Consider the following 26,267-nt stretch of genomic DNA (forward strand, 5'->3'; position numbering starts at 1 on the left):
CGGCTCCGCCGTCTTTAGAATTCTTCAAAAGAAGATAAGCCCATTGCCTGAGCTAATCAAGAGACTTGTACTCAAGAAAAGCTAGCAGAGGGCGTCGATTTCCTCGTTGGTCAGCGTATCCGGCAGCACGGTGACCGGGATCGGAAAGGCGGCGGCGCGGCCGGCGACCGACGAGACCAGCGGCCCCGGGCCTTCCTTGGCCGAACCGGCGGCCAGGACCAGGATCGCCACGTCGCGGTCTTCCTCGATCACGGTATTGATCTGTTCGGCCGCACTGCCCTCGCGGATGACGATCTCGGGCTCGATACCGATCGTTTCGCGCACGATCTGGGCGATCTTGGCAACGACCGCCTCGGCCTCCTCGCGCGCTTCCGCCCGCATGATCTCCTCGACTCCAAGCCATTGCTGGAAATCCCCGTCGGGGATGACGTAGAGCAGCACCAGCCCGCCATTGGAATTCTTCGCGCGCCGGCCGGCATAATGAACGGCGCGTTGGCATTCGGGTGTACCGTCGATCACCGCCATGAATTTGCGGCGATGACCTTCGAGCCGTGAGAGTCGTTTCGATACCATGGCGCGGACTCTGACACCCGAAGCGGGAAATTTGCAAGCCCAGTTTTTGCCCTGATGTCCGAGAACAAAATCCTCTTCTCCCGCGGCGGGGAGAAGAGGAGATCTATCTCAGTAGAGGAAGCCGATGACGTCGCGCACCTGGCGCATCGTCACCTCGGCGCGTGCCCTGGCGCGCTCGCCGCCCTGGCGCAGGATCGCGTCGATATGGCTGGTGTCGTCCATCAGCCGGCGCATTTCGCCGGTGATCGGCGCCAGCACCTGGATGGCGAGGTCGACCAGCGCCGGCTTGAAGACGGAGAATTGCTGGCCGCCGAATTCGGCCAGCACATCCGCCTTCGACTTGTCGGCAAGTGCGGCATAGATCGCCACCAGATTGTCGGCTTCCGGACGGCCCTGCAGCCCGTCGACCTCGCTCGGCAAACCGTCCGGATCGGTCTTTGCCTTGCGGATCTTCTTCGAGATCGCGTCCTCGTCGTCCATCAGGTTGATGCGCGACAGGTCGGAAGGATCGGATTTCGACATTTTCTTGGTGCCGTCGCGCAGCGACATGACCCGCGGCGCCGGTCCGCCGATCAGCGGCTCGACCATCGGGAAATAGGCGTGCACCGGCTCGTTGCCGACGGTGATGTCGATGCCGTAGTCGGTCCTGCCGATATGCTCGGCATAATCGAGGTTGAACTTCATCGCGATGTCGCGGGCAAGCTCCAGATGCTGCTTCTGGTCCTCACCGACTGGCACATGGGTGGCGCGATAGACGAGAATGTCGGCCGCCATCAGGCTCGGATAGGCGTAAAGCCCGAGCGAGGCCTGCTCGCGGTCCTTGCCGGCCTTATCCTTGAACTGCGTCATGCGGTTCATCCAGCCGATGCGGGCGACGCAGTTGAAGATCCAGGCGAGTTCGGCATGCTGCGGCACGGCCGACTGGTTGAAGACGATATGTTTTTCCGGATCGATGCCGGCGGCGATGAAGGCGGCGGCGATCGAGCGCGTCTGGCTCGGCATGTCCTCATGCACGAGCTGGGCGGTGAGCGCATGCATGTCGACGACGCAATAGATGCAGTCATTGCCTTCCTGCAGCGCCACGAACCGGCGGATCGCGCCGAGATAATTGCCGAGATGCAGATTGCCGGTCGGCTGCACGCCGGAGAATACGAGTTTCTTGAATTCGCTCATGTCGTCCTCAATAGGCTGGTGGAGGGCCCACAGCGCCGCGCGTCTTTTCAGGCGCGCAAAGGACGCTGTAACAGTTCAAATTGCTGCGTTATGCGGCAGGGTTTTCACCCATGTTGCTAACGCCGCGGCTTATGCACGGCCGCCCGGTCGCAATCAAGGGGTTCAGGCCGCGTGATGCTGGATCAGATCGAAGGTGTTGCCGTAGGGATCCGCAAAGACCGCGACCGTGCCGTAGAGCTCATGGCGCGGCGCCTCCAGAAAACGCACGCCGGCGGCCAGCATCGCGGCATGGTCGCGCATGAAATCGTCGGTCTTCAGAAAGAAGCCGACACGCCCGCCCGTTTGATTGCCGATTGCCGCCCGCTGCGCCGCATTTGCCGCCTGCGCCAGCAGAAACGCCGCTCCGTCTTCGCCCTTGGGCTTCACCACCACCCAACGTTTGCCCTCTGGCTGTCGCTCATCCTGCAGGCAGTCGAAGCCGAGGGCATCGCAATAAAAGGTCTTGGCGCGGTCGTAGTCGTCGACCACGAGGGTGACGAGGAAAAGCGACTGGATCGTCATGTCTATCTCCCGATTGAGACGTTTATTCCATTTTGGATCGGAAATATCCGTTATTTTAAGCCGAATTGATCAAGCTATTTACTCACAATTGAGTATAAAATTTCACAGAAAAGCTTTTTTTGAACTGAAAATCCTCCGCCTGATGCCGGTGCCGTTGGGGTCGCCGGATAGCCGATCGGAGCGACCATGCAGAACGCAACTTTGCTCGCCATGGCAGGCCTTTTCGCCCTACAATCAGCAACGGGTGCTGTCGGTCAAGAGATCAAAAGGCACGCCGTCCATCTTCCCCAACATGAGGCGCGCACCGCCTACACCGTGCAGACCGTCAGCGTCCGGGCCGGCTGCTTTCCCGAACGGCTGCGGGCGATCCTGTCGCATATTGCCGCAAAGACCGGGCGACGCCCGGTAATAACCTCTGGCCACAGACCGCATCCCCGCCGCCATGGCTCCCTACATGGGAAATGCCTGGCGGCCGATATCAGGATGCCCGGTCTCTCGGAACGCACCATCATCGCGGCGGCAAGAAGTGCGCCCGGCATCGGCGGCATCGGCACCTATTGCAATGGCATCGTCCATGTCGACGTCGGACCGCAAAGGCGCTGGGTCGACTGCTAGAGCGCCGTGCGTCCTTTCGGACGCACAAAGGACGCTCTAACACTTTCAATCTTCGCATCGCGCTTTCCGAAAATCGATTCCGATTTTCGGGCCGATGCGCTACAGCGCGATTACGCGTCTTCTGCCGGGGCCGGCTTGCGGTTCAGATTGCGCCTTATCATGCCGAGATCCGCCCCGCCGATCAGGAAGGCGGCGGCGAAATAGACCAGCATGGCGATCGCAATCAGCAGTCCGAGGGCGCCGATCTTGGTGAGAAGCGGCGCGCCGGAGGCGAGCCACGGCGCCCAATATTGCTTGAGGAAGACGATGGCCGCCCCCATGACGGCTGCGGCGACGACCAACAGGGCGGCGCGTTTTGCCAGCGCCCATTCCCATGTCAGATGGCCGCGGCGCAACAGCGTGGTGAACAGCAGCACGGTGCTGATCCAGCCGGCGGTGGCTTCGGCAACGGCGATGCCGGGCGCGCCCATATAGGGGAAGAGGGTCAGCGCCGTGGCGCAGTTGGTGGCGACTGCGATGGCCGAAAAGCGCATCGGCGTCTTGGTGTCCTCGCGGGCATAAAACCCCGGCTGCAGCGCCTTGATCAGCACGAAGGCCGGCAGGCCGATGCCGTAAATCGCCAGGATCGCGCCGACGACGGCGGTGTTTTCCTGATGGAAGGCGCCGCGCTCATAGAGCACGCGGATGATCTCGTCGGAGAGGATCCAGAGCGCGAAGGCGGCGGGAATCGTCAGGAACAGCACGAATTCGATCGAGCGGTTCTGCAGGTTTCCAGCCTCGCGCAAATTGCCGCCCTTCAGCGCCCGGGCAAGCTCCGGCAGAAGCACGACGCCGACGGCCACACCGACGACGCCGAGCGGCAGCTGGTAGATGCGGTCGGCATATTGCAGCGCTGCGATGGCGCCGTCGCGCGAGGAGGCGATCGCCTGGCCGATCAGCTGGTTGATCTGGGTGATGCCGCCGGTCACCGCGGCCGGCACCGCCAGGATCAGCAGCCGCTTGACGTTGGGCGTCATCTTCGGGAAGCGGAAGCCGATGCTCATGCCGGCCGCAAGCACGCCGACATAGACGACGGCGAGCTGCAGCACGCCGGCGGCAAGAACGCCCCAGGAGAGATACCAGGCCGTCGCCAGCGGATCGGCGCCGGTATAGAGCGCATAAAACAGCGCCCCGATCATCACCACGTTGAGGAAAACCGGCGCGATGGCGGCGGCGAAGAAATGATGCAGTGAATTCAGCATGCCGCTCATCATCGCCGTCAGCGACATGCACATCAGATAGGGAAACATCACCGCCGCCATGCGGATGGTGATCGAGAATTTGTCGGGATCGTCGGCAAAACCCGGCGCGATGACGAAGCGCACCAAGAGCGGCATGGCAAGCTCCATCACGATGGTGATGAGCAGCAGCACCGAAAACAACACGCCGAAGACTTCTTCCGAAAAGCGCTTGGCGCCCTCCGTGCCGTTCGCCTCGATCTCCTTGGCAAAGAGCGGCACGAAGGCGGCGTTGAAAGCGCCCTCGGCAAACAGCCGGCGGAAGAGGTTCGGAAAGCGGAAGGCGGCGTAGAAGACGTCGGCCATCGGTCCGGTGCCCAGCGCCGCCGCCATCAGCGTTTCACGGGCGAAGCCGAAGATGCGGCTGCCGAGGGTGGCGCCGCCGACGGTCGCGAATTTCTTGACGAGGCTCATGCGTTGGGGCTCATGCTCATATGGGGGAACCGGCTTTCTTTTCGGCGGAAGTCGGGGTCCGGGCGGTGGCGGCCGGCGCGATGATGCCGGAAGGCATGCGCTCGCGCAGCTCGTCTTCCTCCTCGGCCATGACCGCCTTCATCCGGGCGGTGATGTTGGCGCGCTTGCTGTCGCCGGAGATTTTCTGGCCGACCAGATCGGTGACGTAGAAGGTGTCGATCACCTTCTCGCCGAAGGTGGTGATGCGGGCCGACTGGATGTCGAGCGACAGATCGGAGAGCACGGCGGTGATTTCCGACAGCAATCCCGGCCGGTCGAGGCATTCGACCTCGATGACCGTGAACTTGTTCGACAGGCTGTTGGTGATGTTGACCGACGGCGGAATGACGAAGGCCTTGCTTTTCTTGCGGTTGCGCGTGCGCGTGGCGATGACCTCGGGCAGCCGCTTGCGGCCGGAAAGCACATCCTCGATCATCCGGCCGATCGTCGCGGCCCGGCGCAGCTCGTCGGCATCGTCGGGAAATTCGCGGCTGACATGGATGGTGTCGAGCGCCCGCCCGTCCGATGTCGTGAAGATCTGCGCGTCGACGATGTTGGCGCCGGCCGCGGCACAGGCGCCCGCGATGACGGCGAGCAGCCGCGGATGGTCGGGCGACAGCACGGTGATCTCGGTGATCGCATGGAAACTGTCGGTCCGCACCGTGGTGGCGAGCGCCTGGCCCGCTTTGTCGGCCTGACGGATGAAATTCGCGTGGCGAATCTGGTCTTCCAGCGGCACGGAGAGCAGATAGGGCTGGTAGTGCAGCTTCGTATAGGTGTTGCGGTCCTTCTGGCTCCAGTCGGCAAGGGCCGCATGCAGCGCCTCGGCGGCGGCATTGGCCCGCTCCTTGCGGGAAACCTCGGAAAAGCCGCCGGCGAGCAGCAATTCAGTTTCATAATAGAGGGTGCGCAGCAGCTGGCCCTTCCAGCCGTTCCAGACGCCCGGACCGACGGCGCGGATATCGCAGATCGTCAGGATCAACAGCATCTTCAGCCGCTCGAGCGACTGCACCCGGTCGGCGAAATCGGTGATCGTCTTGCGGTCGGTGAGGTCGCGGGTCTGCGCCACCATCGACATCGTCAGATGTTCCTCGATCAGCCAGACGACGATTTCGGTCTGCTTCTGCGACAGGGCGAAGCGGGCGCAGAGTTTGCGGGCGACGCGGGCGCCGGCGATCGAATGATCCTCCTGGCGGCCCTTGGCGATGTCGTGGAGAAGAACGGCGAGATAAAGCGCCTCGCGGTCCTCGATGCCCGAGATCAGCTTGTTGGCAAGCGGATGCAGCTCCTCGGCGCGCCCCTTGTCGATCTCGGAGAGAATGTCGACGGTGCGGATCAGATGTTCATCGACCGTATAGTGGTGATACATGTTGAACTGCATCATCGCGACGATCTTGCCGAATTCGGGGATGAAGCGGCCGAGCACGCCGGCCTCGTTCATGCGGCGCAGGATGAGCGCCGGATCGCGCTTCGACGTCAGGATCGACATGAACAGGCGGTTCGCCTCGTCGTTTTCCCGCAGGCTATTATCGATCAGGGCAAGCGACCGGGTGACGCGTTTCAGCGCGTCCGGATGGAATTCCAGCCCGTTGATGTCGGCGACGTGGAAGAGCCGGATGATGTTGACCGGATCGCGCTTGAAGACTTCCGGATCGGCGAGCGCAATGCGGCCGCGGTCTTCGACGAATTCGACGCTGCCGGCGATCTTGCGGTTGCGATGGGTGAAGCGGCTGATGACGCCGGTCAGGCCGGGGATCGTCTTCGCCTGCTGGTCTTCGAGCGCGGCGCAGAGGATGCGCGTGAGATCGCCGACATCCTTGGCGACCAGGAAATAGTGCTTCATGAAGCGCTCGACGGCCGAAAGGCCCGGGCGGGTGTGATAGCCGAAGGCTTCGGCGATCTCGCGCTGGATGTCGAAGGACAGGCGCTCCTCGGCCTTGCCGGTCAGGAAGTGCATATGGCAACGCACCGCCCAGAGAAAATCGTCGGCTTTCTCGAGCAGACGGTATTCGTGTTTGGACAGCACGCCGAGCTTGACCAGCTCCGCCTGGTCGCGCACGTGATAATAATATTTCGAGATCCAGAACAGCGTGTGCAGGTCGCGAAGCCCGCCCTTGCCTTCCTTGACATTCGGTTCGACGAGATAACGTGTGTCCCCGGCCTTGCGGTGGCGCTCGTCGCGCTCGGCAAGCTTGGCGGCGATGAATTCCGGGCCGGTGCCGGTGACGATCTCCTTGTCGAAGCGGGTCTCGAGTTCGGTTTCCAGCCGCTGCAGGCCGCAGATATAGCGCATCTCGAGGATAGCGGTGCGGATCGTCATGTCGGATTTAGAAAGCGCGATGCATTCCTCCACCGTGCGGGTGGCGTGGCCGACCTTGAAGCCCATGTCCCAGAGCACGTAGAGCATGAATTCGACCGCCTTGTGCGTCTCTTCGGCCGGTCTCGGCAGGAAGAGGAAGAGCAGGTCGATATCCGAACCCGGCGCCAGCGTGTCGCGGCCATAGCCGCCAACGGCGGTGACCGCGAACTTGTCCTTCTGCCGCGGAAAGATATGGGCGGTGGCAAAATTGTAGAGGACGGTGATGATCTGGTCTTGCAGCCAGGAAATCCGGTAGGCGCAATTGAGCCCACCGCCGTCGGCCAAGAGGGCGGCGCGCGCCTTCTGCCGGCCTTCCGCGCTCGCCTTTTTCAGCACCGCCAGAAGATCGGCGCGCAGGAGGTCGGGCCGGTTGCTGTTGGCCTCGGCAACGGCGTCGCACTGCTTCTGCAGCAATTCGACATCGAGGATATTGGAGAAATCGAGGTCGCGCATCGCTGTCGCCGGGGCGGTTTCCTGTTCATGCCGGACTGCCGGTTCACGGTCTGCCGCTTGTTTCGTCTGCATGCGCTATAGCCCCTTTGCCCGGCGATTGACACGGGCTTTCATACTGCAAGAACCTTTAAATTTGGCGAAATGGTGTTGGTTCACGGCAAGAGGCGAGGGCGCTTTGACGCAAGGCGCGGGCTTTTTGCGAAAACTTCAGCTGGCGGCCCGCGCATTCAGCAAATGCAGCACCTGGCGTGTCTCGCCCATGATCTCCTCGATCGTCTGCCTGTCGCATTCGCGATAACCCGCCTTGGCGATCGCGGAGCCGAGCTCGCAGATCACGGCGCAGCAGCGGGTGATTTTCAGCATGCCGATCGGCGAGGTCCAGCCACGCGCATTGCGGTCCTTATCGGCGCGCCGCATCGTGTCGAGCATGGAGCAGATGAGCGAGAGGCGCTCGGTTTCGCGAACCAGTTTTTCCATGAACATGGCGCGCCGCTCCTATTTCAGTTTCTTCTTGAGGTCGTAAAGTGCGTCCATTGCCTCGCGCGGCGTCATATCGTCAAGGCTCATCGCCTTCAGCGCCTCCTCGACCTTGGACGGGCCGCGGGCCGTGTCCTCGCGGCGCACCGCCACCTGGAAGAGCGGCAGGTCGTCGATCAGCTGGCTCGCCGGGTTTTTGCGGTCAGCATCTTCCAGACGGGTAAGCACGTCGCGGGCCCGCGCCACGACCGAGGCCGGCAGCCCGGCAAGGCGCGCGACCTGGATGCCGTAGGAGCGATCCGCCGCCCCCGGCCCGACCTCGTGCAGGAAGATGACGTCGCCGTCCCATTCCTTGACGCGCATCGTGGCGTTCGACAGCCGGCCAAGCTTTTCCGAAAGCACGGTCAGCTCATGGAAATGCGTGGCGAAGAGGCCGCGGCAGCGATTGACCTCATGCAGGTGTTCGACGGCCGCCCAGGCGATCGACAGGCCGTCAAAGGTGGCGGTGCCGCGGCCGATCTCGTCGAGGATGACGAGCGAACGGTCGCTCGCCTGGTTGAGGATCGCAGCCGTTTCCACCATCTCGACCATGAAGGTGGAGCGCCCGCGCGCCAGATCGTCGGAGGCGCCGACGCGGGAGAAAAGCCGGTCGACGATGCCGATATGGGCTGATGTCGCCGGCACGAAGGAGCCCATCTGCGCCAGGATAGCGATCAGCGCGTTCTGGCGCAGAAAGGTCGACTTGCCGCCCATGTTCGGGCCGGTCAAGAGCCAGATCGCCCCGTCCCGGTCGCCGGTCTTCGGCGACAGATCGCAATGATTGGCGACGAAGGGCCCGCCCGCCTGCCGCCGCAGCGCCTGCTCGACGACCGGATGGCGCCCGCCCTCGATGGCAAACATCTTCGAGCCGTCGACCTGCGGGCGGCAATAGGCCTGCTCTTCGGCGAGAAGCGCCAGGCCCGCGGCGACGTCGATGACGGCAAGCGCCTTCGCGCCCGATTTGATCGCCTCGGCTTCCGCAACCACGGCCGCCGTCATCCTGTCGAAGGCTGCAAGTTCGATCGAAAGCGCCCGGTCGGCGGCATTGGCGATGCGGCTTTCGAGATCGGCAAGTTCGGTGGTGGTGAAGCGCATCGCGCTCGCCATTGTCTGGCGGTGGATGAAGCGCGCCTTGGCCTCCGCCGTATCGGTCATCGGCGCAGCATTGCCGGCGGTGACCTCGATGAAATAGCCGAGGATATTGTTGTGCTTGATCTTCAGCGACCGGATGCCGGTTTCCTCGGCATATTGCAATTGCAGGCCGGCGATGACCCGGCGCGACTGGTCGCGCAGCGCCCGGACCTCGTCGAGTTCGGCGCTGGCGCCGTCGCGCAGAAAACCGCCGTCGCGTTTCAACAGCGGCAATTCATCGGCAAGCGTTTCGGCAAGCAGCTTTTCCAAGGCTGCGGGAAGCGCCTGCAGCCCGGACAATGCCTGGCCGAGCTCTTCGGGCAGCATCGCCTTGTCGAGCAGGCCTGCAAGTCCCGCCGCCGCTTCCAGGCCCTGGCGGATCGCCCAGAGATCGCGCGGGCCGCCGCGGTCGAGTGCGAGGCGCGACAGCGCACGCGGCATGTCGGGCACATGTTTCAGCGTGTCGCGCAGATTGCCGCAGAACAGGGGTTCGTCGATCAGGAAACCGATCGAATCGAGCCGCGCATTGATACGGGCAGGGTCGGTCAGCGGCGACATTAGCCGCTCGGCGAGAAGCCTGGCGCCGCCGCCGGTGACGGTGCGGTCGATCGCTTTCAAGAGCGAACCATTGCGATCACCCGAAAGCGTGCGGGCAAGTTCCAGATTGGCGCGCGTGGCGGGGTCGATGAACAGCGTCGAAGCCGCACTTTCCCGCTCCGGTTTTCCAAGCGGCGGGCGCTCGGCGATCTGCGTCTTCTCGACATAGGCGACGGCAGCTGCCGCTGCCGCGAGTTCGGCGCGCGAGAAGGTGCCGAAGCCGTCGAGCGTCGCGACGCCGAAATAACGGGCAATCCGGCCCTCGGCGCTGGCGCTGTCGAAGAGCACGGAAGGCTGCGGTACGGCTGTCCGGCCGAGCACGTCGAAGACCGGCTTGAGCTCTGGATCGTGGAAGATCGTGTCGGGCAGGATGAGTTCGCGCGGATCGATGCGCAGGATATCGGCCAGCAGCCGAGAGGCTTCGGTTTCGGCAAGCCGGAAGACGCCCGTGGAAATATCGATCCAGGCAAGCGCCAGCAAGGGCTCGGCCCCGCCGCGAATGCGGGTCAGCGCCATCAGATAGTTGGACTCCGAGGGCGAAAGCAGCTTTTCCTCGGTGATCGTGCCGGGGGTGACGAGGCGGATGACGTCGCGCTTGACGACGGATTTCGCGCCGCGTTTTTTCGCTTCGGCCGGATCCTCGATCTGCTCGCAGACGGCGACGCGGAAGCCGAGCGAGATCAGCTTCTGCAGATAATCGTCGGCCGCATGCACCGGAACGCCGCACATCGGGATATCCTGGCCCATGTGCTGGCCGCGCTTCGTCAGCGTGATGCCGAGCGCGCGCGACGCTTCCAGCGCGTCCTCGAAGAACAGCTCGTAGAAATCGCCCATCCGGTAGAAGAGCAGCGAACCCGGATTGTTCGCCTTGATCTCGATATATTGCTCCATCATCGGCGTCGCCGAGGCACGGCTTTCCGCCGTGGCGAGCTCGGCAGCCGAAAAGGCTTCATTCCCTGTGTCTATTCGTGCGTTCACGGAGGTGGAGTTTTTCCCAAAAAAACAGGTGCCAACCCTATCCGCCCGCCGCTATAGATGACAACAGCATTTGAGGAAGAGCAAAGCGTCGCCCACAGGACGTTGGAGGATTTATGCCCGATATCGATAAGAAGGACCGGCCGGTGACCTCTGTTACCGACCAGGAGGCGCTCGAATTTCACGCCATGGGCCGGCCCGGCAAGCTGGAGATCAACCCGACCAAGCCGATGGCGACGCAACGCGATCTCTCGCTGGCCTATTCGCCGGGTGTTGCCGTGCCGGTGAAGGCGATCGCCGCCGATCCGCAGACGGCCTATGATTACACGGCGCGCGGCAATATGGTCGCCGTCATATCCAACGGCACGGCAATCCTCGGTCTCGGCAATCTCGGCGCGCTGGCTTCCAAGCCCGTCATGGAAGGCAAGGCGGTGCTCTTCAAGCGCTTCGCCGACGTCGATTCCATCGACCTCGAGATCGATACGGAAAATGTCGACGAGTTCATCAACTGCGTGCGCTTCCTCGGTCCTTCCTTCGGCGGCATCAACCTCGAGGATATCAAGGCACCGGATTGTTTCGTCATCGAAAGCCGGCTGCGCGAGCTGATGGACATTCCCGTCTTCCATGACGACCAGCATGGAACGGCCATCATCGCCGCTGCCGGCCTGATCAACGCGCTGGAGCTGACCGGCCGCGACCTGAAGACGACAAAGCTCGTCTGCAATGGTGCCGGTGCTGCGGCGATCGCCTGCGTCGAACTCATCAAGGCGATGGGGTTTGCCCCTGACAATGTCATCCTCTGCGACACCAAGGGCGTCATCTACCAGGGTCGCACCGAGGGTATGAACCAGTGGAAATCGGCGCATGCGGCAAAGACCGACGCACGCACGCTGGAAGAGGCGATGCAGGGCGCGGACGTCGTTTTCGGCCTGTCGCAGAAAGGTGCGTTTTCGGCCGAGATGATCCGCTCGATGGCCGAGCGGCCGATCATCTTCGCCATGGCCAATCCCGATCCCGAGATCACGCCGGAAGAGGTCGCCCGCATCCGCGACGACGCCATCATGGCGACGGGCCGGTCGGACTATCCGAACCAGGTCAACAACGTCCTCGGCTTTCCCTATATCTTCCGCGGCGCTCTCGATGTCCGTGCCTCGACAATCAACGATGCGATGAAGATCGCCGCTGTCAATGCGCTGGCAAACCTGGCCCGCGAGGACGTGCCCGATGACGTTGTCGCCGCCTATCAGGGCAACCGGCCGCGTTTCGGGTCGCAATACATCATTCCCGTTCCCTTCGATCCCCGCCTGATCTCGGCGATCCCGGTGGCAGTCGCGCAGGCTGCGATCGAAAGCGGCGTCGCCCGCAAGGTCATCACCGACATGGCGGGTTATGCCCGCGAGCTGTCGGCACGCCGCGATCCGATCGCCTCGACGCTCGCCAGCCTCTACGAGCGTGTCCGCCGCCGCCCGAAGCGGATCGTCTTTGCCGAGGCCGAGGAAGAACAGGTCCTGCGCGCAGCTCTTTCCTATGCCAACCAGCAGCTCGGCACCGCCATCCTGCTCGGCCGTGAGGATCTGATCCGGGCGACGGCGGAACGCGCCGGCATCGATCTCAACCGGCCCGGCCTCGAGATCGTCAATGCCCGTATCTCCACCCGCATTGAGGCCTATGTCGATTATCTCTATGCGAGGCTGCAGCGGCACGGTTATCTCTATCGCGATGCCCAGCGGTTGATCCACAACGACCGCAACCACTTCGCCGCCACCATGGTGGCGCTCGGCGACGCCGACGGCATGGTGACGGGCATCACCCGCAATTATTCGACGGCGCTCGAGGATGTACGCCGCTGCATCGACGAGAAGCCCGGCCACCGCATCATCGGCGTGTCGCTGGCGCTCTGCCGCGGCCGCACGGTCTTCGTGGCCGATACGGCGGTGCACGACATGCCGACGGCCGAGCAGCTTGCCGATATTGCCGAGGAGGCCGCGGGTCTGGCGCGGCGCATGGGTTATTCGCCACGCGTCGCCCTGCTTGCCTATTCCACCTTCGGCCATCCCTCGGGCGAACGCTCCGAGCGGGTGCGCGAGGCTGTGAAGATCCTCGACAAGCGTCGCGTCGATTTCGAATATGACGGCGAGATGGCGGCCGACGTCGCTCTGAACCGCAAGGTGATGGAGCAATATCCTTTCTGCCGCCTGTCCGGCCCGGCCAACGTGCTCGTCATGCCGGCTTTCCACTCGGCCTCGATCTCGACCAAGATGCTGCAAGAACTTGGCGGCTCCACGGTGATCGGTCCGATCCTCGTCGGCGTCGACAAGCCGGTGCAGATCACCGCGATGGGCGCCAAGGATTCCGACATCGTCAACATGGCGGCGATCGCCGCCTATGGGGCGGGTTCGTAAACGCGCCTCTTGCGACATATGAGACGGCATTCCGTGCCCGGCCGACTGCCCGTCGGCCGGGCACAAGTTTTCGTGGCAGCTGATGAAGTCTGCTCTTCCGATAAGTCATACTTTTGATACAATAGGCCTGTAGGGGGCGGCATAATTTGCCCGCAGGGACATTGAAAGACCGCGGGCAATCGATGCGGTTTTGCAGCTCAGTTGTTTGATATCAGCCGGTTGGTGTCCCATGCCAGAAAACGCATCCGCCAATTTCATCGCCCGATTTCAGGGGGCAACCTTCGACGATATGGTCGAGGCTCTGACCAGGGGGTTCGGTTCGTTCGATGCATGGCGCAATGGTCGGGAGAAACCGCTCGACTGGAAGGTTGGCTTCTGGGGTGATGAAAGATTGTCGCTGGTCAGCAACCAGGATTCCGGCGGCTGGGGTGCAAGAACGGCCCATGGAACGCCGGAAACGCTGGCAATCATCATGCCGCGGAGGGGCGCTCTGGATGTAACGCTGGGTCGGAACGTGATCCAAGGGACACCTGGGCGGCTCTTGTTGATGAACAATCTCGAGCCGGAACGGGTTTCCGTACGGGCAGCGCCTCACCGGTCGGATACACTGAGCCTGAACTGGACGATCATCGCTCAAACCGTCGCCTCCATACTGGAGACACCCCTGACCGGGCCAATGGACCTGGCGCCGCTCGTCGATCTTTCCACCGCAGCCGGACAGTTGATCGGCAGCCTCGCCCAAACGATCATCATCGGCATGCGCAACAACGGGCCGCTCCTTCACTCGCCAATCGCCATGTTGAACCTGACCCAGGGGTTTGCCGATCTGCTGGTGCGCTCGGTTCCTCATCGGCTCTCGCACCTTCTCGACAGGAAAATCCACCTGATCGCACCCCGGCATGTCCGTCGGGCAGTTGAATTCATGCATGCGAACATCGCACAGCCGTTGACGATGCAGAGCGTCGCGGAGGCGGCCGGCATTTCTATTCGCGCGCTTGAAAGCGGTTTTCGTGCCTTCAAGGGAACCACACCGGCTGCCTACCTCAGGACGATCCGCTTGCAGGCGGTGCGAGAGGATCTGCGCGATCCTTCAAACCGGCAGCCATTGCGGGACATCTGCTTGAAGTGGGGATTCTTTCACTTTGGCCGCTTTGCGGCAACCTATCGGGCGGCCTATGGAGAGAACCCGTCGGACACCAGAAGGCGAGCCGATCTGTGACGGACGATCGTCACTCGAAGTAGACCAAGTTAGCTCGCGAAGCGGCCGGCGTCGGCGCCGTAATAATTCAGGTAGCGGTCGGAAATGCTGGCGATCGGCAGCACGATCAGCACGTCGGTCGTGTTGAAGGCATGGTCGATGACCGCGCTGGAGCCGACCATGGCGCCGAGGCGCAGATAGCCCTTGATCAGCGGCGGCAGGGCCATCAGCGCCCGCTTCGGGTTGATGGCTTCGACCGGCATCAGGTCCATGTTGCGGGCGAGGTCCGGTAGGGCGCCGACGGCCCATTCGTTCTTCGCCAGCACATTGTGGTAGAGGAAGGACAGTGCCAGCGCATGGCTTTCCAGATAGACGCCGGGGAAGGAAGCGCAGCCGAACATGGCGCTCACGCCGTGCTTCAGCGCATAGGCCCAGTTGCCCTGCCACAGAAGTTCGACGGTGCGCTTGGTGCGATATTCCGGCAGCACACAGGAACGGCCGAGTTCCATGAAGCGCTTATCCGGATGTTTGGCAATGAGGCCCTCGATCTCGAATTCGGAAGCCGAGTAAAAACCGCCATTGGCGATGGCGACATCCTGGCGCAACAGCCGGTAGGTGCCGACGATCTGGTCTTCCGGATCGCCCTCGATTGCACGGTCGAGAACGAGAAGATGGTCGCAGAAAGCGTCATACGCGTCGACGTCGCGCTGGCGGCGCATGGCCTCCAGCGGCAGCTGCGCCTTCATTTCGTCGACGAAGACGCGGTAGCGCACAGCCTGGGCGGCATCGATCTCTCGTGCCGTGCGGGCCAGGCGAGTCTCCAGATTGCCGATGCGGCCGAGAATGTCGCCGTCCTTCTGTGCAGCAGCCGTCGAAGGTCGCGCAGCCTCCGCCGTGGTGTCACGATTCAGGATGTCGATGGCGGACATGGCGATTCTCCCGTTGCCGGCTTATCGACGCCATAAAACACTTCTATACGACAGGAAAGTGACATTTTGAATTTCCCAAACGCAAGGAGCGTACCGGTTTCGACGCGCCTTACCGCGCCTCAGCACGGCGGGCGGAAAGTGCGGCGACAGCCTGAACTTCGGTCAGCAGCCGCACCGGGTCGACCGGCTTAACCATGACGCGGTTGGCGCCGTTGAGCAAGACCTGCCGGCGTGATTCGTCGCTCTTGTCGGCGGTGAGAACGATCACCGGCACCGGGGCAAGATCGAGCCGTCTTTCATGGCCCCGCAGGCGCCCCAGCATGTCGATGCCGTTCCCGCCCGGCATCGACAGGTCGCTGATGATGATGTCGGGCCGGGCATTCGCTTCGCAGAGCGCATAGTCGAGCAGCGACTCGAAATCCTCGACATGGCGCACCTTGTGCCCGCCCTTTTCCAGGACGACGCGCACCAGCATGGCATTGATCGGATCATCCTCGCCGAGCAGGATGCTGAGCCCGCTCGCCGCAACCAGCGTCTCCGTCACCGAAAGGCCGAAGCCCGGCTGGTTGTCGTTCAGCGCGTCGCGTTTCTCCATGCCGCGCATGCGCCCGCGCAGCACGTCGATCAGCGACTGCTCGCGCAGCGGCCGGATCAGCCAGGCGTCGAAGAGGTCGAGCGGATGGGCGCTGCGCTCTTCCGGATTGACGAGCAGGACCTTGCGCAGGCCAAGAGCGGCGATGTCGGCGCGGTCGGCAAGATGGGCGGAAAATTCCGCCGACATCCGGTGGTCGATGATGATATCCGTCGGCCGCTTTCCGCTCTTTGCCAAGCCTAGCAGCGTTGCCCGCGCCGTTTCGCCATCGCCGACGAGATGGCAGAAGCCGCCGAGTGTGCTGATCGTCTCGGCAATGGCGGTGCGGGCCGCACCTGCCGGCGCCAGCAGCACGACGCTGTTGCCGGCAAGCAGCGTGTTTCGCCGGTCGGGGCGCTCGCTGCCGATGTCGACGGGGAAGCGGATGGTGAATTCGCTGCCTCTGCCCTTTTCGCTGGCAACCGTCAGCGCGCCGTTGAATTCGCGCATGATGCGAGCGGAGATGGCAAGGCCGAGCCCGGTGCCGCTGCTCTTGTCGGCAAAGGTCCCGCCCTGCTCGAATTCGCCGAAGACGCGCGCCTGTTCCTCGGCCGTCATGCCGGGACCGCTGTCGGTCACGGTGATCAGCAGATCGCCGGCGTCGAGCGACACGCGGATGAAAACGCCGCCGACCTGGGTGAATTTCACGGCATTGCCGATGACGTTGAAGAGAACCTGGCGCAGCCGCGCCGGATCGAAGCTCATATTCTCCGGCACGTCGGACGATACGGTGGCGCCGATCTCGATACCCTTTTCATGCGCCCGGTGGGCGAGCATCTCGACGACGCTTTCCAGAAGCTTGCGCAGCGATTCCGAGCGCGGGTGCAGCGCGAAGCGGCCGACTTCGATGGTGGAGAAATCGAGCAGGTCCTCGACCAGCTGGGTCAGCGCGTGGCCAGACTGGCGGATGTTCGCCAGATAGTCCTGCTGCTCCTGCGTCAGCCGCGTCTCGGCGATCAGATGCGTCATGCCGAGAATGCCGGAAAGCGGGGTGCGCACCTCGTGGCTGACGGTGGCAAGCAGCCTGGATTTGGCGGCGCTGTTATATTCGGCCTTCTGCCGCGCCTCCTCGCGGCCCTGTGCGATCAGCCGCTCGTCGGTGACGTCGCGGGCAACGCTCTGCAGCAGCAGGCGACCGTTTGCCGGGTCACGGGTGACGACGTCGCGCCAGAGGAAGATGCGCTGGCCCTCCGGCGTCGAGATCTCGACGTCGTAGCAGTGCGGGATCGGGCCGGGGCGGAAGGCAAGCCCGATCTCCTCACAGGTTTTGCCCTCCGGACGCAGCCGCCCGGTCAGGCGGCGAAACGTGTCGTTGGCGGAGATGATGCGCCGGTCCATGGTGCGGCCGAGGGTGATGTCGCCGAGCACGTCGTGCACGTCGGCAAACAGCTTTGCGCCATCGTTCGAATCCGTGGATTTGCCGTTGCGCCGTCCGGCCGTGCGCGACCGTACCATCAGCAGGGCGTAGCTGGCGATGACGGCAAGGCCAAGAACGACGAGACCGCCCGAAAGCAGCAGCGGATCGCCGGCATGGGCAAGCAGCATCAGGATCGTTGCGGCAAGCAGGCCGGCGCCGCCCAGCCAGTAGAACAGCAAGCGCCGCGTCGCGGCAGGCCCGTTCTGGCAGTCTTCGGTTCCCCGGGGTGCCGATGCTTTCGGTCGTGAAAAGATGGCCCCGATCCGCTCTTCATGCGGCTTGGCGGCGGGTCCACCGAAGGCGGCGGACAATCTTTCGTGCAACTGTCCCAGGTTGTGCATGGTACCTGGATAACATGAGGCCTCTTCCGAATGCCTTCAGGAATTCGATAAGATTTTAGCGGCCGGTCTTTTTCGGCAGCAGCAACTCATCGAGAATGACACAACCGGCGCCGATGGTGATGAAACTGTCGGCGAGATTGAACACCGCGAAGGACCAGCTTTCGGTGTAAAAAAGAATGTAATCGATCACATGCCCATAGGCGAAGCGGTCGACGAGATTGCCGATCGCCCCGGCGATGATCAGCGCATAACCGAGATGGGCGAGCCAGCGGTCCTTCGCCGTGCGGTACCACAGCCAGATGACGAAGGCGACGATGACGAGCCGCATGCCGACGATGAACCAGCCGTCCATGCCCGACAGCATCGAAAAGGCGACGCCGAGATTGTAGGTGCGGTAAAGCGCCAGCATCGGAACGACCGGCACGACCTCCTGCAGCGGCAGGTAGTGATCGACGGCGATCTTGACGATCTGGTCGATAAGAACGGCGACGACGATGAAGAAAAGAATCGGCGCCGGGCGCGAAAACAGCGCGGGGCGTGCAAGCGTCTGTTCGGTCATTTGCCCTCGGCAAGTGAGAGGAGATGGCGGCGCGCCTCGAAAAGCATGACGGCGGTGGCGACGGCGAGGTTCAGGGAATCGGCGCGGCCCTGCTGCGGAATGCGGGCAAGCGCATCGGCTTCCCTCGCCAACTGGTCCGGCAGGCCGGATTGTTCATTGCCCATCAGGAGCACGACGGGCTTTTTCCGGTAGTCGATCGTGCGGTAATCGACCGCGCCGGCCAGATGCGTCGCGACGATGGAAACGCCGGCCGATTTCCGCCAGGCGATGAATTCCTCGGGGGTCGCCCGCGCCACCGGAACGGCAAAGACCGAGCCCATGGTGGCCCGCACCGTTTCGAGCGAGAAGGGATCGGTCGTTTCTCCCAGCAGAATGATGCCGGAAGCGCCGGCCGCATCCGCTGTCCGGATGATCGTGCCGAGGTTGCCGGGGTCGCGCACCCGGTCGAGCGCCACCCAGGTCTCGCCATCCCTTGGCCGAATATCCCGCAGCGGCTTCCAGCGCTGCTCGAAAATGCCGACGACCATCTGCGGATTGTCGCGGCGGGTGATCGAGGCGATCACCTTTTCGCTGACTTCGAGCACCAGCCCGCCCGAGGCAACGGTCCTGGCCGCCATCTGCTCGACCAGCGGCTTGCCCTTGGCGGCCTTGGCATAGACCAGCGTGCGGATCGTCCAGCCGAGTTCGATCGCATCGATGACGAGCTTCAGTCCTTCGGCGAGGAAAGTACCGCTTTCCTCGCGCGACTTCTTGTTCGTCAGCGCCTTGATGTCCTTGATGATCGGATTGGCGAGCGAGGTGACTTCCTTCACCTGTCCGACCCTGCGCGGTCCCTGATCGTGGAAGTCCTTGCTCATTTCGGCACCCAGCGGGAAAAGAGGGAAGTGGAAAGGGCGCGGCCCTCAGTCTTGCCGTCAGTGCCGGCTTCGCGAATCACCAGCTCGCCGGATTCGACCACGCCGCCGGCGCCGCGCATCGTCTCGCGCATCAGCTCGTGGATCGAATAGAAGCTGGCGCGGATCGAATAGGCCGTCAGCACCAGGCCCACCGCCTTCGGCGACAGGATCTCGCGGCAGATGTCGAGCATCAATGGCAGATGCTCGAACAGATGCCAGACCTCGCCATTCGGGCCGCGGCCGAATTTCGGCGGATCGGTGAGGATGATGTCGTATTGGCTGCCGCGGCGTTCCTCGCGCAGGATGAATTTCATCGCATCCTCGCAGATCCAGCGGATCGGCAACTTCTCCATCCGCCCGAGCGCCTGGTTTTCGCGCGCCCAGCCGATCGCCTTCTTCGAGGCGTCGACATGGGTGACCTCGGCGCCGGCAGCGGCGGCAACCAGCGAGGCGACTCCAGTATAACCGAAGAGATTCAGCACCTTCAGCGGCCGACCGGCCTTTTCGACCTGCTCCTTCATCCAGCTCCAGTGCACGATCTGCTCGGGGAAGACGCCGACATGACGGAAAGAGGTGAAGCGGCCGAGAAAATCGACGCCGAGCAGATTGAGCGGCCAGGTCTCGCCGAGCGCTTCTTTCGGAAAGCGCCAGCGGCCGGTGCCTTCCTCGTCGGTATCGCCGGTGAAGACGGCATCGACCTTTTCCCAGACATGGGCCGGCAACGATGGCCGCCACAGCGCTTGGGCCTCGGGACGGATGATGCGGTAAGGGCCGTATTGCTCCAGCTTTTCGCCATTGCCGCTGTCGATCAGGTGAAAGTCGCCGGCGCCGAGCGATTCGAGGATGACAGGCACGCGCTCAGCCGGACGCTCGCCGCTGCGCGTCATCAGGGGGCGCATGACGGCAGCCTGCGCGGCAGCCTCGCGCACAGTCTCGCGGGTCGCCGGTGGCCGCGCGACCGGCTTTGGCGGCCGGCCGGCCCGATCGTCCCTGCGGCTTTCACCGGAGGGACCGGATGTCTTCTTCTGGCCCGGCCGGCGTTCTCTTTGTTTCAACGTGCTCTTCCGCGTCTCTGTCGGGGTGTCTTTAGGCTATGCAGTAGCCCAGAAGACCGTGCCGGATCAACTGCGCGCTGGCCGGCCCCCGCGAGTGGGCGGGTTCTGCGGGCACAGCGCCTATTTCAAGCCCTCGGACGCCTCTCTTCGAAGCCAGCTTTCCGCCGCATAAAGTGCAGCGACATGCATCGACTGCATGATGACGGCGCCGGATTGCAGGTCGCTGAGGATGGCGGCAAGATCGGCAAACAGCAGCTCGACCTTCTCGCCAGGGTCGAAACGCGGTTCGCCGGCCCGGCTCAGACCGAGCGCCAGCCAGCTCGTCACCGCGTTGCTGTGGCTGGCCGCATTCGGATAGGAGGTGAGCAGCTTGACGAAGGTCGAGGCTTCATAGCCGGTCTCTTCCCGCAGTTCGCGCTGTGCCGCCGCCAACGCCGCGTCGACGGTCTCGCCGTGGCCAGTCTTGCCATCGTCTGGTTCGACGCCGCCGGCGACGAGGCCGAGCACGATCTCGCCGCGGCCGTGCCGGTATTCCCGCGTCAGCAGCACCCGCCCGTCGGGCATGACAGGGATGACGTTGATCCAGTCGGGATAATCGAGCACATGGAATGGCGCGATGACGATTCCGTCGGCGGTGACACAATCGTCGCTCCGCACCCGGATCCAGCGGTCCTCATAGGTGATGCGGCTTGCCGTCACGCTCCAGGGCTTCAGTTCGTTCATCGGCCAATTCCTCGCTCGGTATGGTCACGCAGATAACATTCCCCTCCGCCTTGGCAAAGCGCTTTCCCGCTGGATAAGTTGAGCGAATCGAAGATGGGGCTGCCGAATGGATTTCACCGGCGAAGAACGCATCGCCGCACCGCGGGACGTCGTCTGGGCAGCGCTCAACGATCCCGAGATCATGCGCGGCTGCATTCCAGGCTGCCAGGGCATCGAGCGGCTGTCGCCTGATGTCTTCGAGGCGACGATCAAGGTCAAGTTCAGCCTGCTGTCGGCCACCTTCCACGGCTCGCTGACGCTTTCCAATGTCGATGCGCCGAGGAGCTATACGCTGTCGGCCGAAGGCAAGGGCGGTCTTGCCGGTTTCGCCAGGGGCAGCGCCGATGTCGTACTCGAGCAAAGCGGCGTCGAGACCATCCTGCACTATCGGGCGAGGGCCGAGCTCGGCGGAAGGCTTGCCCAGTTCGGTGCCCGCCTGCTCGATTCGACCTCGCAGAAGCTCGCCGAAGGGTTCTTTTCGGATTTCAACGCCGCTGTCGTCGCGAAGATGACGGCGGGGTAGGCTTGGCGCGAGCACAGGGTTTGTTTAAATCGACGTCATGACGTGGACCATCAGGCCGCCGCGGGCGGAAGACCAGGAAATGCTCGCGGAGATCTATCTTTCCGTGCGCCGCGAAACATTTGTCTGGGTCGATCCCGGCAAGTTCCATCGCGAGGATTTCGCCGCCCATACCAACGGCGAGACGGTCTTGGTCTGCGAGCATGCGGATGGCAGTGTCGCCGGCTTCCTGTCGCTCTGGCCGGAGGACGATTTCATCCACATGCTCTACCTGAGACCGGAATTCCAAGGGAAGGGCGCCGGCACGGCGCTGCTGCAGGCGCTGCCGGAATGGCCGCAGCACCGGTACCGGCTGAAATGCCTGGTGAAGAACCGGCGGGCGAAGGCGTTCTACCTCTCCCACGGCTTCCAGGTGACGGGCAATGGCGCCTCGCCGGAAGGCGACTATGAGGAACTGAGTTTTTTTCCGGTTTGACGGCGCCCAAAGCCGTTGAAATCGAGCCGATCTTACCGCGACGGCAGCTGCCCGGCGATTTCTTCGGCGCGGTTCTTGTGACGATCGGCCTCACCCTGCCAGCGGATGGCTTCCTTGGCCTCGGTGCGGGCGCGCTTGCGGTGTTTGCCTTGGCTGAACCAGGTGGCGGCCGAGCCGATCAGCATGCCTGATATCAGCGCGATGAACAGGAAGACGAAGAAGGGCGCGGAAACCGCAAGCACCTGGTCCTCCGGCCGGAACGGATTGAAGGCGAGCGTGACGCTCTGCCGGTTGGCGACGCAGAAGACGATGAGGATGACGCCGAGCGGCAGCAGAATCAGCAGGTTGACGATCTTCTTGGCCATTTGAGGTCTCCACGCGGCATATTGCGCCGGTTTTTTTGAAGGGCGCGTTTGATGCTTGGCAGGATAGGAAAACGGCTCTCGAATTCAAGTGCGGTTTCGCCGCAGGCGGCAGCCGCTGCTCAATCCTCTTCGTCGGCCTGGCCGGGATTGAGCCGCTCACGCAGCTCCTTGCCGGTCTTGAAGAAGGGAACCCACTTCTCCTCGACGAACACCGTATCGCCGGTCCGCGGGTTGCGGCCGGAGCGGGAAGGGCGATTCTTGACCGAAAAGGCCCCAAAGCCGCGCAATTCGACTCGGTTACCCGCAGCCAGTGCATCCGTGATCTCGTCGAGAACCGCGTTGACGATATTTTCGACGTCGCGGTGATAGAGATGCGGGTTGCGTGCCGCAACTATCTGCACCAATTCGGACTTGATCACAGTCGCCCCCTTAAATTATTGATTTCTTATCAATCGCGGCCAACCTGCCAAACTGAAAGCAGCCCGTCAAGAAGCAACTTTGGGGGCAGGATTCCATTAATATCCTGGGTTTTCATGAGATCATCATAACCGAAGATCGTAATCAACCGCGAAACAGCCCCAGCGAGCAGAAACGGCGTATTGCTCTTCTTGTCCCAGTCGACCATCGGCAGGTCGGCATCGACGCCGCGCGATTTGAGATAGGCGCGGATTTCGGGCTCGCCGCCGATCGTATCGACGAGTTTCACCTTCAGCGCCTGGCGGCCGGTATAGATTGTGCCGTCGGCGAGTTTCAGCACCTCGTCGCGCGGCAGCTTGCGCCGGTCGGCGACCAGGTCGACGAACCAGTTATAGCTGTCGACCACCATGTTGCGGATCATCGCCTTGGCCTCTTCGCTCGCCTCATGGAAGGGCGAGGGCTCGGCCTTCAGCGGCGAGGACTTGATCTCCTGCAGCGAGACGCCGATCTTGTCGAGCAGCGGCTGGATCTGCGGATACTGGAAGATGACGCCGATCGAGCCGGTGATCGAGCTGTCGCCGGCAATGATCGTATCGCCGGCGGTGGCGATCATGTAGCCGGCGGAGGCGGCAAGCGTGCGCACGTCGGAGACCACAGGCTTCTTGGCTGATATTGCCCGGATGGCGTTGAAGATTTTTTCGCCGCCATAGGTCGTGCCGCCGGGCGAGGAGATCGAAATCACCGCCGCCTTCACCTGGTCGCTGGTCTCGACCTTCTTCAGCCGCTCCAGAAGCTCGTCGTCGTCGACGATCAGTCCCGATATCGTCACATGGGCAATATGTGGGCGCTGCGTCCCGGCATCGCCGACGGCGAAGTGGTAGAAGGCGAAACCAAGCGCCACGATGAGGGCAACGGCAATGAGGCGCCAGAAGCCGAGCTTGCGGCGCAACCGCCGGCGATCCGCGATGATCGAACTGTCCATAGAAACCTCCAGCGCTGGCCCGGCTTCGGCATGCCGCCGAGAGGTCCGGTAAAATAAGGCGGCCGCGGCGCGTACGAATGCCACTTTTTGATGTTTTTCCGTTTTGTTGCTTGTTGCAGAAAAAATTCCATATTGGCAAGCCAATGTAATAATGCGAAACGAACTGTGATTGGCGGCCGGCTTTGTTAGAGAGGCGCGGCGATCACCGCACATGGACGAGGCCTATGCTCGACACCCTGAAGAACAACGGAAATGCCGCCTTTACAGGGTCCGGCAGAAGCGCCTATGGCGACGCGTTGTTCCATTCTGCCCGCGTGCGCCGGCTGAAGATATTGCTGCCGGTGGCCGCCCTCATCGTCGCGGCAGGCCTCACCGCGGTGGCGTTGATCAGCATCTATCTGCCCGAGAACATCAAGATGGAAGGCGCCAAGATCGAAAACGGCAAGGTCGTGATGGAGAAGCCGGCGATATCAGGACGCAATTCAGACGGCATCAACTATTCGATGCTGGCCGAAAGGGCTTTGCAGGATATCCGCAATCCCGATCTCATCACGCTCGAGACCATCAAGGCCGCCGTGCCGATGAATGACGGGCTGATCGCGCGCGTCGTCGCCTCGACCGCCGATTACAATCGCGCCACCGACAATCTGCATATGACGGCCCCCTTCACCCTCGTGCTGAGCAGTGGCCTCAATGCGCAGTTCCAGTCCGCCCGGCTCGACATCAAGGGCGGAAACATGCGGAGCGACGATCCCGTCACCATCACCAAGGACAATGCCTCCATTGTTGCGCGGACGATGGAGATAACCGATAAGGGGCGGGTGATCACATTCGAGGGGAATGTTCGCATGAATGTCGATCCATCCACCATCCATAAACAGGGCACTTAACCAGCCGGGTCACCATGACAAAAGATTGTCGCATATCCACTTGCAAGACTGGCATGGCATTCATTGCCGGCGCATTTGCCCTTATCCTGACGGCTTCGGGCGCGCCCGCGCAGCAGGCGGCCACGATGTCGGGCATGAAGCTTTCCAACGACCAGCCGATCCAGATCGAAAGCGACAAGCTGGAGATCCACGACCAGGAGCACACCGCGCTCTTCACCGGCAAGGTCAAGGTCGTCCAGGGCACGACGACGATGCAGTCCGGCAAGATGACCGTCTATTACAAGGACAAGGCGGCAAAGCCGGCCGCTGACGGGGCGCAACCTGCGGCCCAGCCGCAGCAGTCGGGCTCGCTTGCATCGGGAAGTGCTGATATCGACAAGATCCTGGTGACCGACAAGGTCCTCCTGACCTCGGGCACGCAGACGGCGACTGCCGATGACGGCAATTTCGACATGGCCTCGCAGACATTCATCCTCACGGCGGATGAGGGAAATAAGGTTATTCTGTCGGATGGGCCGAACGTCTTTACCGGCTGCAAACTGACGGTTCACATGCAAACCGGCCAGGCGGAGCTTGAAAGCTGCGGCGGGCGTGTCCAAATTCAGCTCGATCCGAAGTCGCAGCCGAATACGCAGCAGAAGCAGAACTGAGAAGCCGGCCTCCCACGTGAAATTATCATCGCTATCCACCATGTTCGGCAAGCCCGGGCCACAAGCTGCGGGTACCGCCGACAAGAGCCGTTATCAGGGAACGCTGATCGCGCGCGGTCTGACGAAGACCTATGCGACGCGACGCGTCGTCAACGGCGTCTCGCTGGTGGTGCGCCGCGGCGAGGCCGTCGGACTGCTCGGCCCGAACGGCGCCGGCAAGACCACCTGTTTTTACATGATCACCGGCCTCGTGCCGGTGGATGAAGGCACGATCGAGATCGACGGCAACGATGTCACGACCATGCCGATGTATCGCCGCTCGCGTCTCGGCGTCGGTTACCTGCCGCAGGAAGCCTCGATCTTCCGCGGCCTGACGGTGGAAGAGAATATCCGCGCCGTCCTCGAAGTGCATGTGAAGGACAAGGCCGAGCGCGAGCAGAAACTGAATGAGCTGCTGGAGGAATTCCATATCCAGAAGCTGCGCAAGAGTGCCGCCGTCGCCCTGTCGGGCGGTGAGCGCCGCCGCCTCGAAATCGCGCGTGCGCTCGCGACCGATCCGACCTTTATGCTGCTCGACGAACCTTTCGCCGGCGTCGACCCGATCTCTGTCGCCGACATCCAGAACCTCGTTCACCACCTGACGGCGCGCGGCATCGGCGTTCTCATCACCGACCACAATGTGCGCGAGACGCTGGGCCTCATCGACCGGGCCTACATCATCCATGCCGGCGAGGTACTGACCCATGGCCGGGCCAACGACATCGTCAATAATCCTGAAGTGCGTCGGCTTTATCTCGGCGACAATTTCAGCCTCTGACGCCGGATCCGGATGATTTTGGGCCGGATCGGCCTGAAATCTGAATCTGGATCGAAATCCAGGAATGAGAGTATGATGTCGTTCGAAAACGGCTCATACGCGCCGGCCGCTCGCCCAGGCGACTCCGTTTGAGCCAGCAGATTGCTTCAATCTGACCAGGAAAGCCTCCAGCCGCAGAAATTCACCTTGTTGGCATAGTTCCGCTTGACCAAATAGAATAAAAAAGCAATTTTTGGGCCAACTTGGATTTCCGTGGCCTGAGGCCTTGATCAGACACG

General features: G+C 62.7%; 24 protein-coding genes. 8 read left to right on the forward strand and 16 right to left on the reverse strand.

Features of this window, described 5'->3' with window-relative positions:
- Positions 1–81 precede the first annotated feature (81 nt).
- The 3 genes from FHX10_RS19745 to FHX10_RS19755 all read right to left on the reverse strand — a co-directional run bounded on the left by FHX10_RS19745 (position 82) and on the right by FHX10_RS19755 (position 2,307).
- Positions 82–573, reverse strand: coding sequence for a universal stress protein (locus FHX10_RS19745; RefSeq protein ID WP_028755484.1), 492 nt, complete (start codon positions 571–573; stop codon positions 82–84).
- A 108-nt stretch (positions 574–681) separates the two neighbouring features.
- A complete protein-coding gene (gene trpS, locus FHX10_RS19750; protein WP_028755483.1) occupies positions 682–1,746 on the reverse strand; it encodes a tryptophan--tRNA ligase in 1,065 nt (354 codons plus the stop codon).
- 162 nt (positions 1,747–1,908) lie between these two features.
- Positions 1,909–2,307 (reverse strand): VOC family protein, encoded by a 399-nt coding sequence (locus FHX10_RS19755; protein WP_028755482.1) that lies wholly within the window; start codon positions 2,305–2,307, stop codon positions 1,909–1,911.
- Positions 2,308–2,493: 186 nt separating this feature from the next.
- On the opposite strand from FHX10_RS19755, the gene FHX10_RS19760 reads away from it, so the two are divergent.
- Positions 2,494–2,922: a YcbK family protein gene (locus FHX10_RS19760; RefSeq protein WP_049810846.1), complete on the forward strand. Its 429-nt coding sequence runs from the start codon at positions 2,494–2,496 to the stop codon at positions 2,920–2,922.
- A gap of 110 nt (positions 2,923–3,032) precedes the next feature.
- Here FHX10_RS19760 and murJ read toward each other — a convergent pair whose 3' ends face one another.
- The 4 genes from murJ to mutS all read right to left on the reverse strand — a co-directional run bounded on the left by murJ (position 3,033) and on the right by mutS (position 10,686).
- Positions 3,033–4,613 (reverse strand): murein biosynthesis integral membrane protein MurJ, encoded by a 1,581-nt coding sequence (murJ, locus tag FHX10_RS19765; RefSeq protein WP_028755480.1) that lies wholly within the window; start codon positions 4,611–4,613, stop codon positions 3,033–3,035.
- 16 nt (positions 4,614–4,629) lie between these two features.
- Entirely contained in the window at positions 4,630–7,536 is a 2,907-nt protein-coding gene (locus tag FHX10_RS19770; protein WP_028755479.1) for a [protein-PII] uridylyltransferase, read from the reverse strand.
- A gap of 135 nt (positions 7,537–7,671) precedes the next feature.
- Positions 7,672–7,947 (reverse strand): hypothetical protein, encoded by a 276-nt coding sequence (locus FHX10_RS19775; RefSeq protein ID WP_028755478.1) that lies wholly within the window; start codon positions 7,945–7,947, stop codon positions 7,672–7,674.
- A gap of 12 nt (positions 7,948–7,959) precedes the next feature.
- The gene (gene mutS / locus FHX10_RS19780; RefSeq protein ID WP_028755477.1) at positions 7,960–10,686 is read right to left on the reverse strand and encodes a DNA mismatch repair protein MutS; all 2,727 of its coding nucleotides are present in this window, start codon (positions 10,684–10,686) and stop codon (positions 7,960–7,962) included.
- Positions 10,687–10,799: 113 nt separating this feature from the next.
- Here mutS and FHX10_RS19785 point away from each other — a divergent pair, with 113 nt between their 5' ends.
- Both FHX10_RS19785 and FHX10_RS19790 read left to right on the forward strand, forming a co-directional pair.
- Positions 10,800–13,085, forward strand: a complete 2,286-nt coding sequence (locus FHX10_RS19785) for an NADP-dependent malic enzyme (protein ID WP_028755476.1) — start codon at positions 10,800–10,802, stop codon at positions 13,083–13,085.
- Positions 13,086–13,314: 229 nt separating this feature from the next.
- On the forward strand, positions 13,315–14,304 hold the full coding sequence (locus FHX10_RS19790; RefSeq protein ID WP_028755475.1) for a helix-turn-helix transcriptional regulator: 990 nt from the start codon (positions 13,315–13,317) through the stop codon (positions 14,302–14,304).
- A gap of 29 nt (positions 14,305–14,333) precedes the next feature.
- Here the strand turns inward: FHX10_RS19790 and FHX10_RS19795 are convergent, their stop codons facing one another.
- The 6 genes from FHX10_RS19795 to FHX10_RS19820 all read right to left on the reverse strand — a co-directional run bounded on the left by FHX10_RS19795 (position 14,334) and on the right by FHX10_RS19820 (position 20,834).
- Positions 14,334–15,212, reverse strand: a complete 879-nt coding sequence (locus FHX10_RS19795; RefSeq protein WP_028755474.1) for a GNAT family N-acetyltransferase — start codon at positions 15,210–15,212, stop codon at positions 14,334–14,336.
- A gap of 109 nt (positions 15,213–15,321) precedes the next feature.
- Entirely contained in the window at positions 15,322–17,601 is a 2,280-nt protein-coding gene (locus tag FHX10_RS19800) for an ATP-binding protein (protein ID WP_028755473.1), read from the reverse strand.
- Between the two features lie 55 nt (positions 17,602–17,656).
- Complete coding sequence (gene lspA / locus FHX10_RS19805) at positions 17,657–18,160, reverse strand: signal peptidase II (RefSeq protein ID WP_028755472.1); 504 nt, start codon at positions 18,158–18,160, stop codon at positions 17,657–17,659.
- Positions 18,157–19,017, reverse strand: coding sequence for a TrmH family RNA methyltransferase (locus FHX10_RS19810; RefSeq protein WP_028755471.1), 861 nt, complete (start codon positions 19,015–19,017; stop codon positions 18,157–18,159). The genes lspA and FHX10_RS19810 overlap by 4 nt, the downstream gene beginning before the upstream one ends.
- Complete coding sequence (locus FHX10_RS19815) at positions 19,014–20,111, reverse strand: class I SAM-dependent methyltransferase (RefSeq protein WP_028755470.1); 1,098 nt, start codon at positions 20,109–20,111, stop codon at positions 19,014–19,016. Before FHX10_RS19815 ends, FHX10_RS19810 begins: the two co-directional genes overlap by 4 nt.
- A 120-nt stretch (positions 20,112–20,231) precedes the next feature.
- Positions 20,232–20,834, reverse strand: coding sequence for an NUDIX hydrolase (locus FHX10_RS19820; RefSeq protein ID WP_028755469.1), 603 nt, complete (start codon positions 20,832–20,834; stop codon positions 20,232–20,234).
- 106 nt (positions 20,835–20,940) lie between these two features.
- Between FHX10_RS19820 and FHX10_RS19825 the strand changes: the two genes are divergently transcribed.
- Together FHX10_RS19825 and FHX10_RS19830 are read left to right on the forward strand one after the other, a co-directional pair.
- A complete protein-coding gene (locus FHX10_RS19825) occupies positions 20,941–21,396 on the forward strand; it encodes an SRPBCC family protein (RefSeq protein ID WP_028755468.1) in 456 nt (151 codons plus the stop codon).
- A gap of 37 nt (positions 21,397–21,433) precedes the next feature.
- Entirely contained in the window at positions 21,434–21,868 is a 435-nt protein-coding gene (locus FHX10_RS19830; RefSeq protein WP_028755467.1) for a GNAT family N-acetyltransferase, read from the forward strand.
- Between the two features lie 32 nt (positions 21,869–21,900).
- On the opposite strand, the gene FHX10_RS19835 is transcribed toward FHX10_RS19830, so the two are convergent.
- The 3 genes from FHX10_RS19835 to sppA all read right to left on the reverse strand — a co-directional run bounded on the left by FHX10_RS19835 (position 21,901) and on the right by sppA (position 23,632).
- On the reverse strand, positions 21,901–22,233 hold the full coding sequence (locus FHX10_RS19835; RefSeq protein ID WP_028755466.1) for a LapA family protein: 333 nt from the start codon (positions 22,231–22,233) through the stop codon (positions 21,901–21,903).
- Between the two features lie 119 nt (positions 22,234–22,352).
- Positions 22,353–22,652, reverse strand: a complete 300-nt coding sequence (locus tag FHX10_RS19840; protein WP_003544934.1) for an integration host factor subunit beta — start codon at positions 22,650–22,652, stop codon at positions 22,353–22,355.
- Positions 22,653–22,681: 29 nt separating this feature from the next.
- The gene (sppA, locus tag FHX10_RS19845) at positions 22,682–23,632 is read right to left on the reverse strand and encodes a signal peptide peptidase SppA (RefSeq protein WP_028755465.1); all 951 of its coding nucleotides are present in this window, start codon (positions 23,630–23,632) and stop codon (positions 22,682–22,684) included.
- 224 nt (positions 23,633–23,856) lie between these two features.
- Here sppA and lptC point away from each other — a divergent pair, with 224 nt between their 5' ends.
- The 3 genes from lptC to lptB are packed head-to-tail and all read left to right on the forward strand — an operon-like array spanning position 23,857 to position 25,989.
- Positions 23,857–24,522: an LPS export ABC transporter periplasmic protein LptC gene (lptC, locus tag FHX10_RS19850; protein WP_025554407.1), complete on the forward strand. Its 666-nt coding sequence runs from the start codon at positions 23,857–23,859 to the stop codon at positions 24,520–24,522.
- Between the two features lie 14 nt (positions 24,523–24,536).
- Positions 24,537–25,172, forward strand: a complete 636-nt coding sequence (locus FHX10_RS19855) for an LptA/OstA family protein (protein WP_025554405.1) — start codon at positions 24,537–24,539, stop codon at positions 25,170–25,172.
- Positions 25,173–25,212: 40 nt separating this feature from the next.
- Entirely contained in the window at positions 25,213–25,989 is a 777-nt protein-coding gene (gene lptB / locus FHX10_RS19860; RefSeq protein WP_025554404.1) for an LPS export ABC transporter ATP-binding protein, read from the forward strand.
- Positions 25,990–26,267: the final 278 nt, after the last annotated feature.

It is taken from the genome of Rhizobium sp. BK591 (assembly GCF_014195045.1).
GTDB classification, from domain to species: Bacteria; Pseudomonadota; Alphaproteobacteria; order Rhizobiales; family Rhizobiaceae; genus Rhizobium; species Rhizobium anhuiense.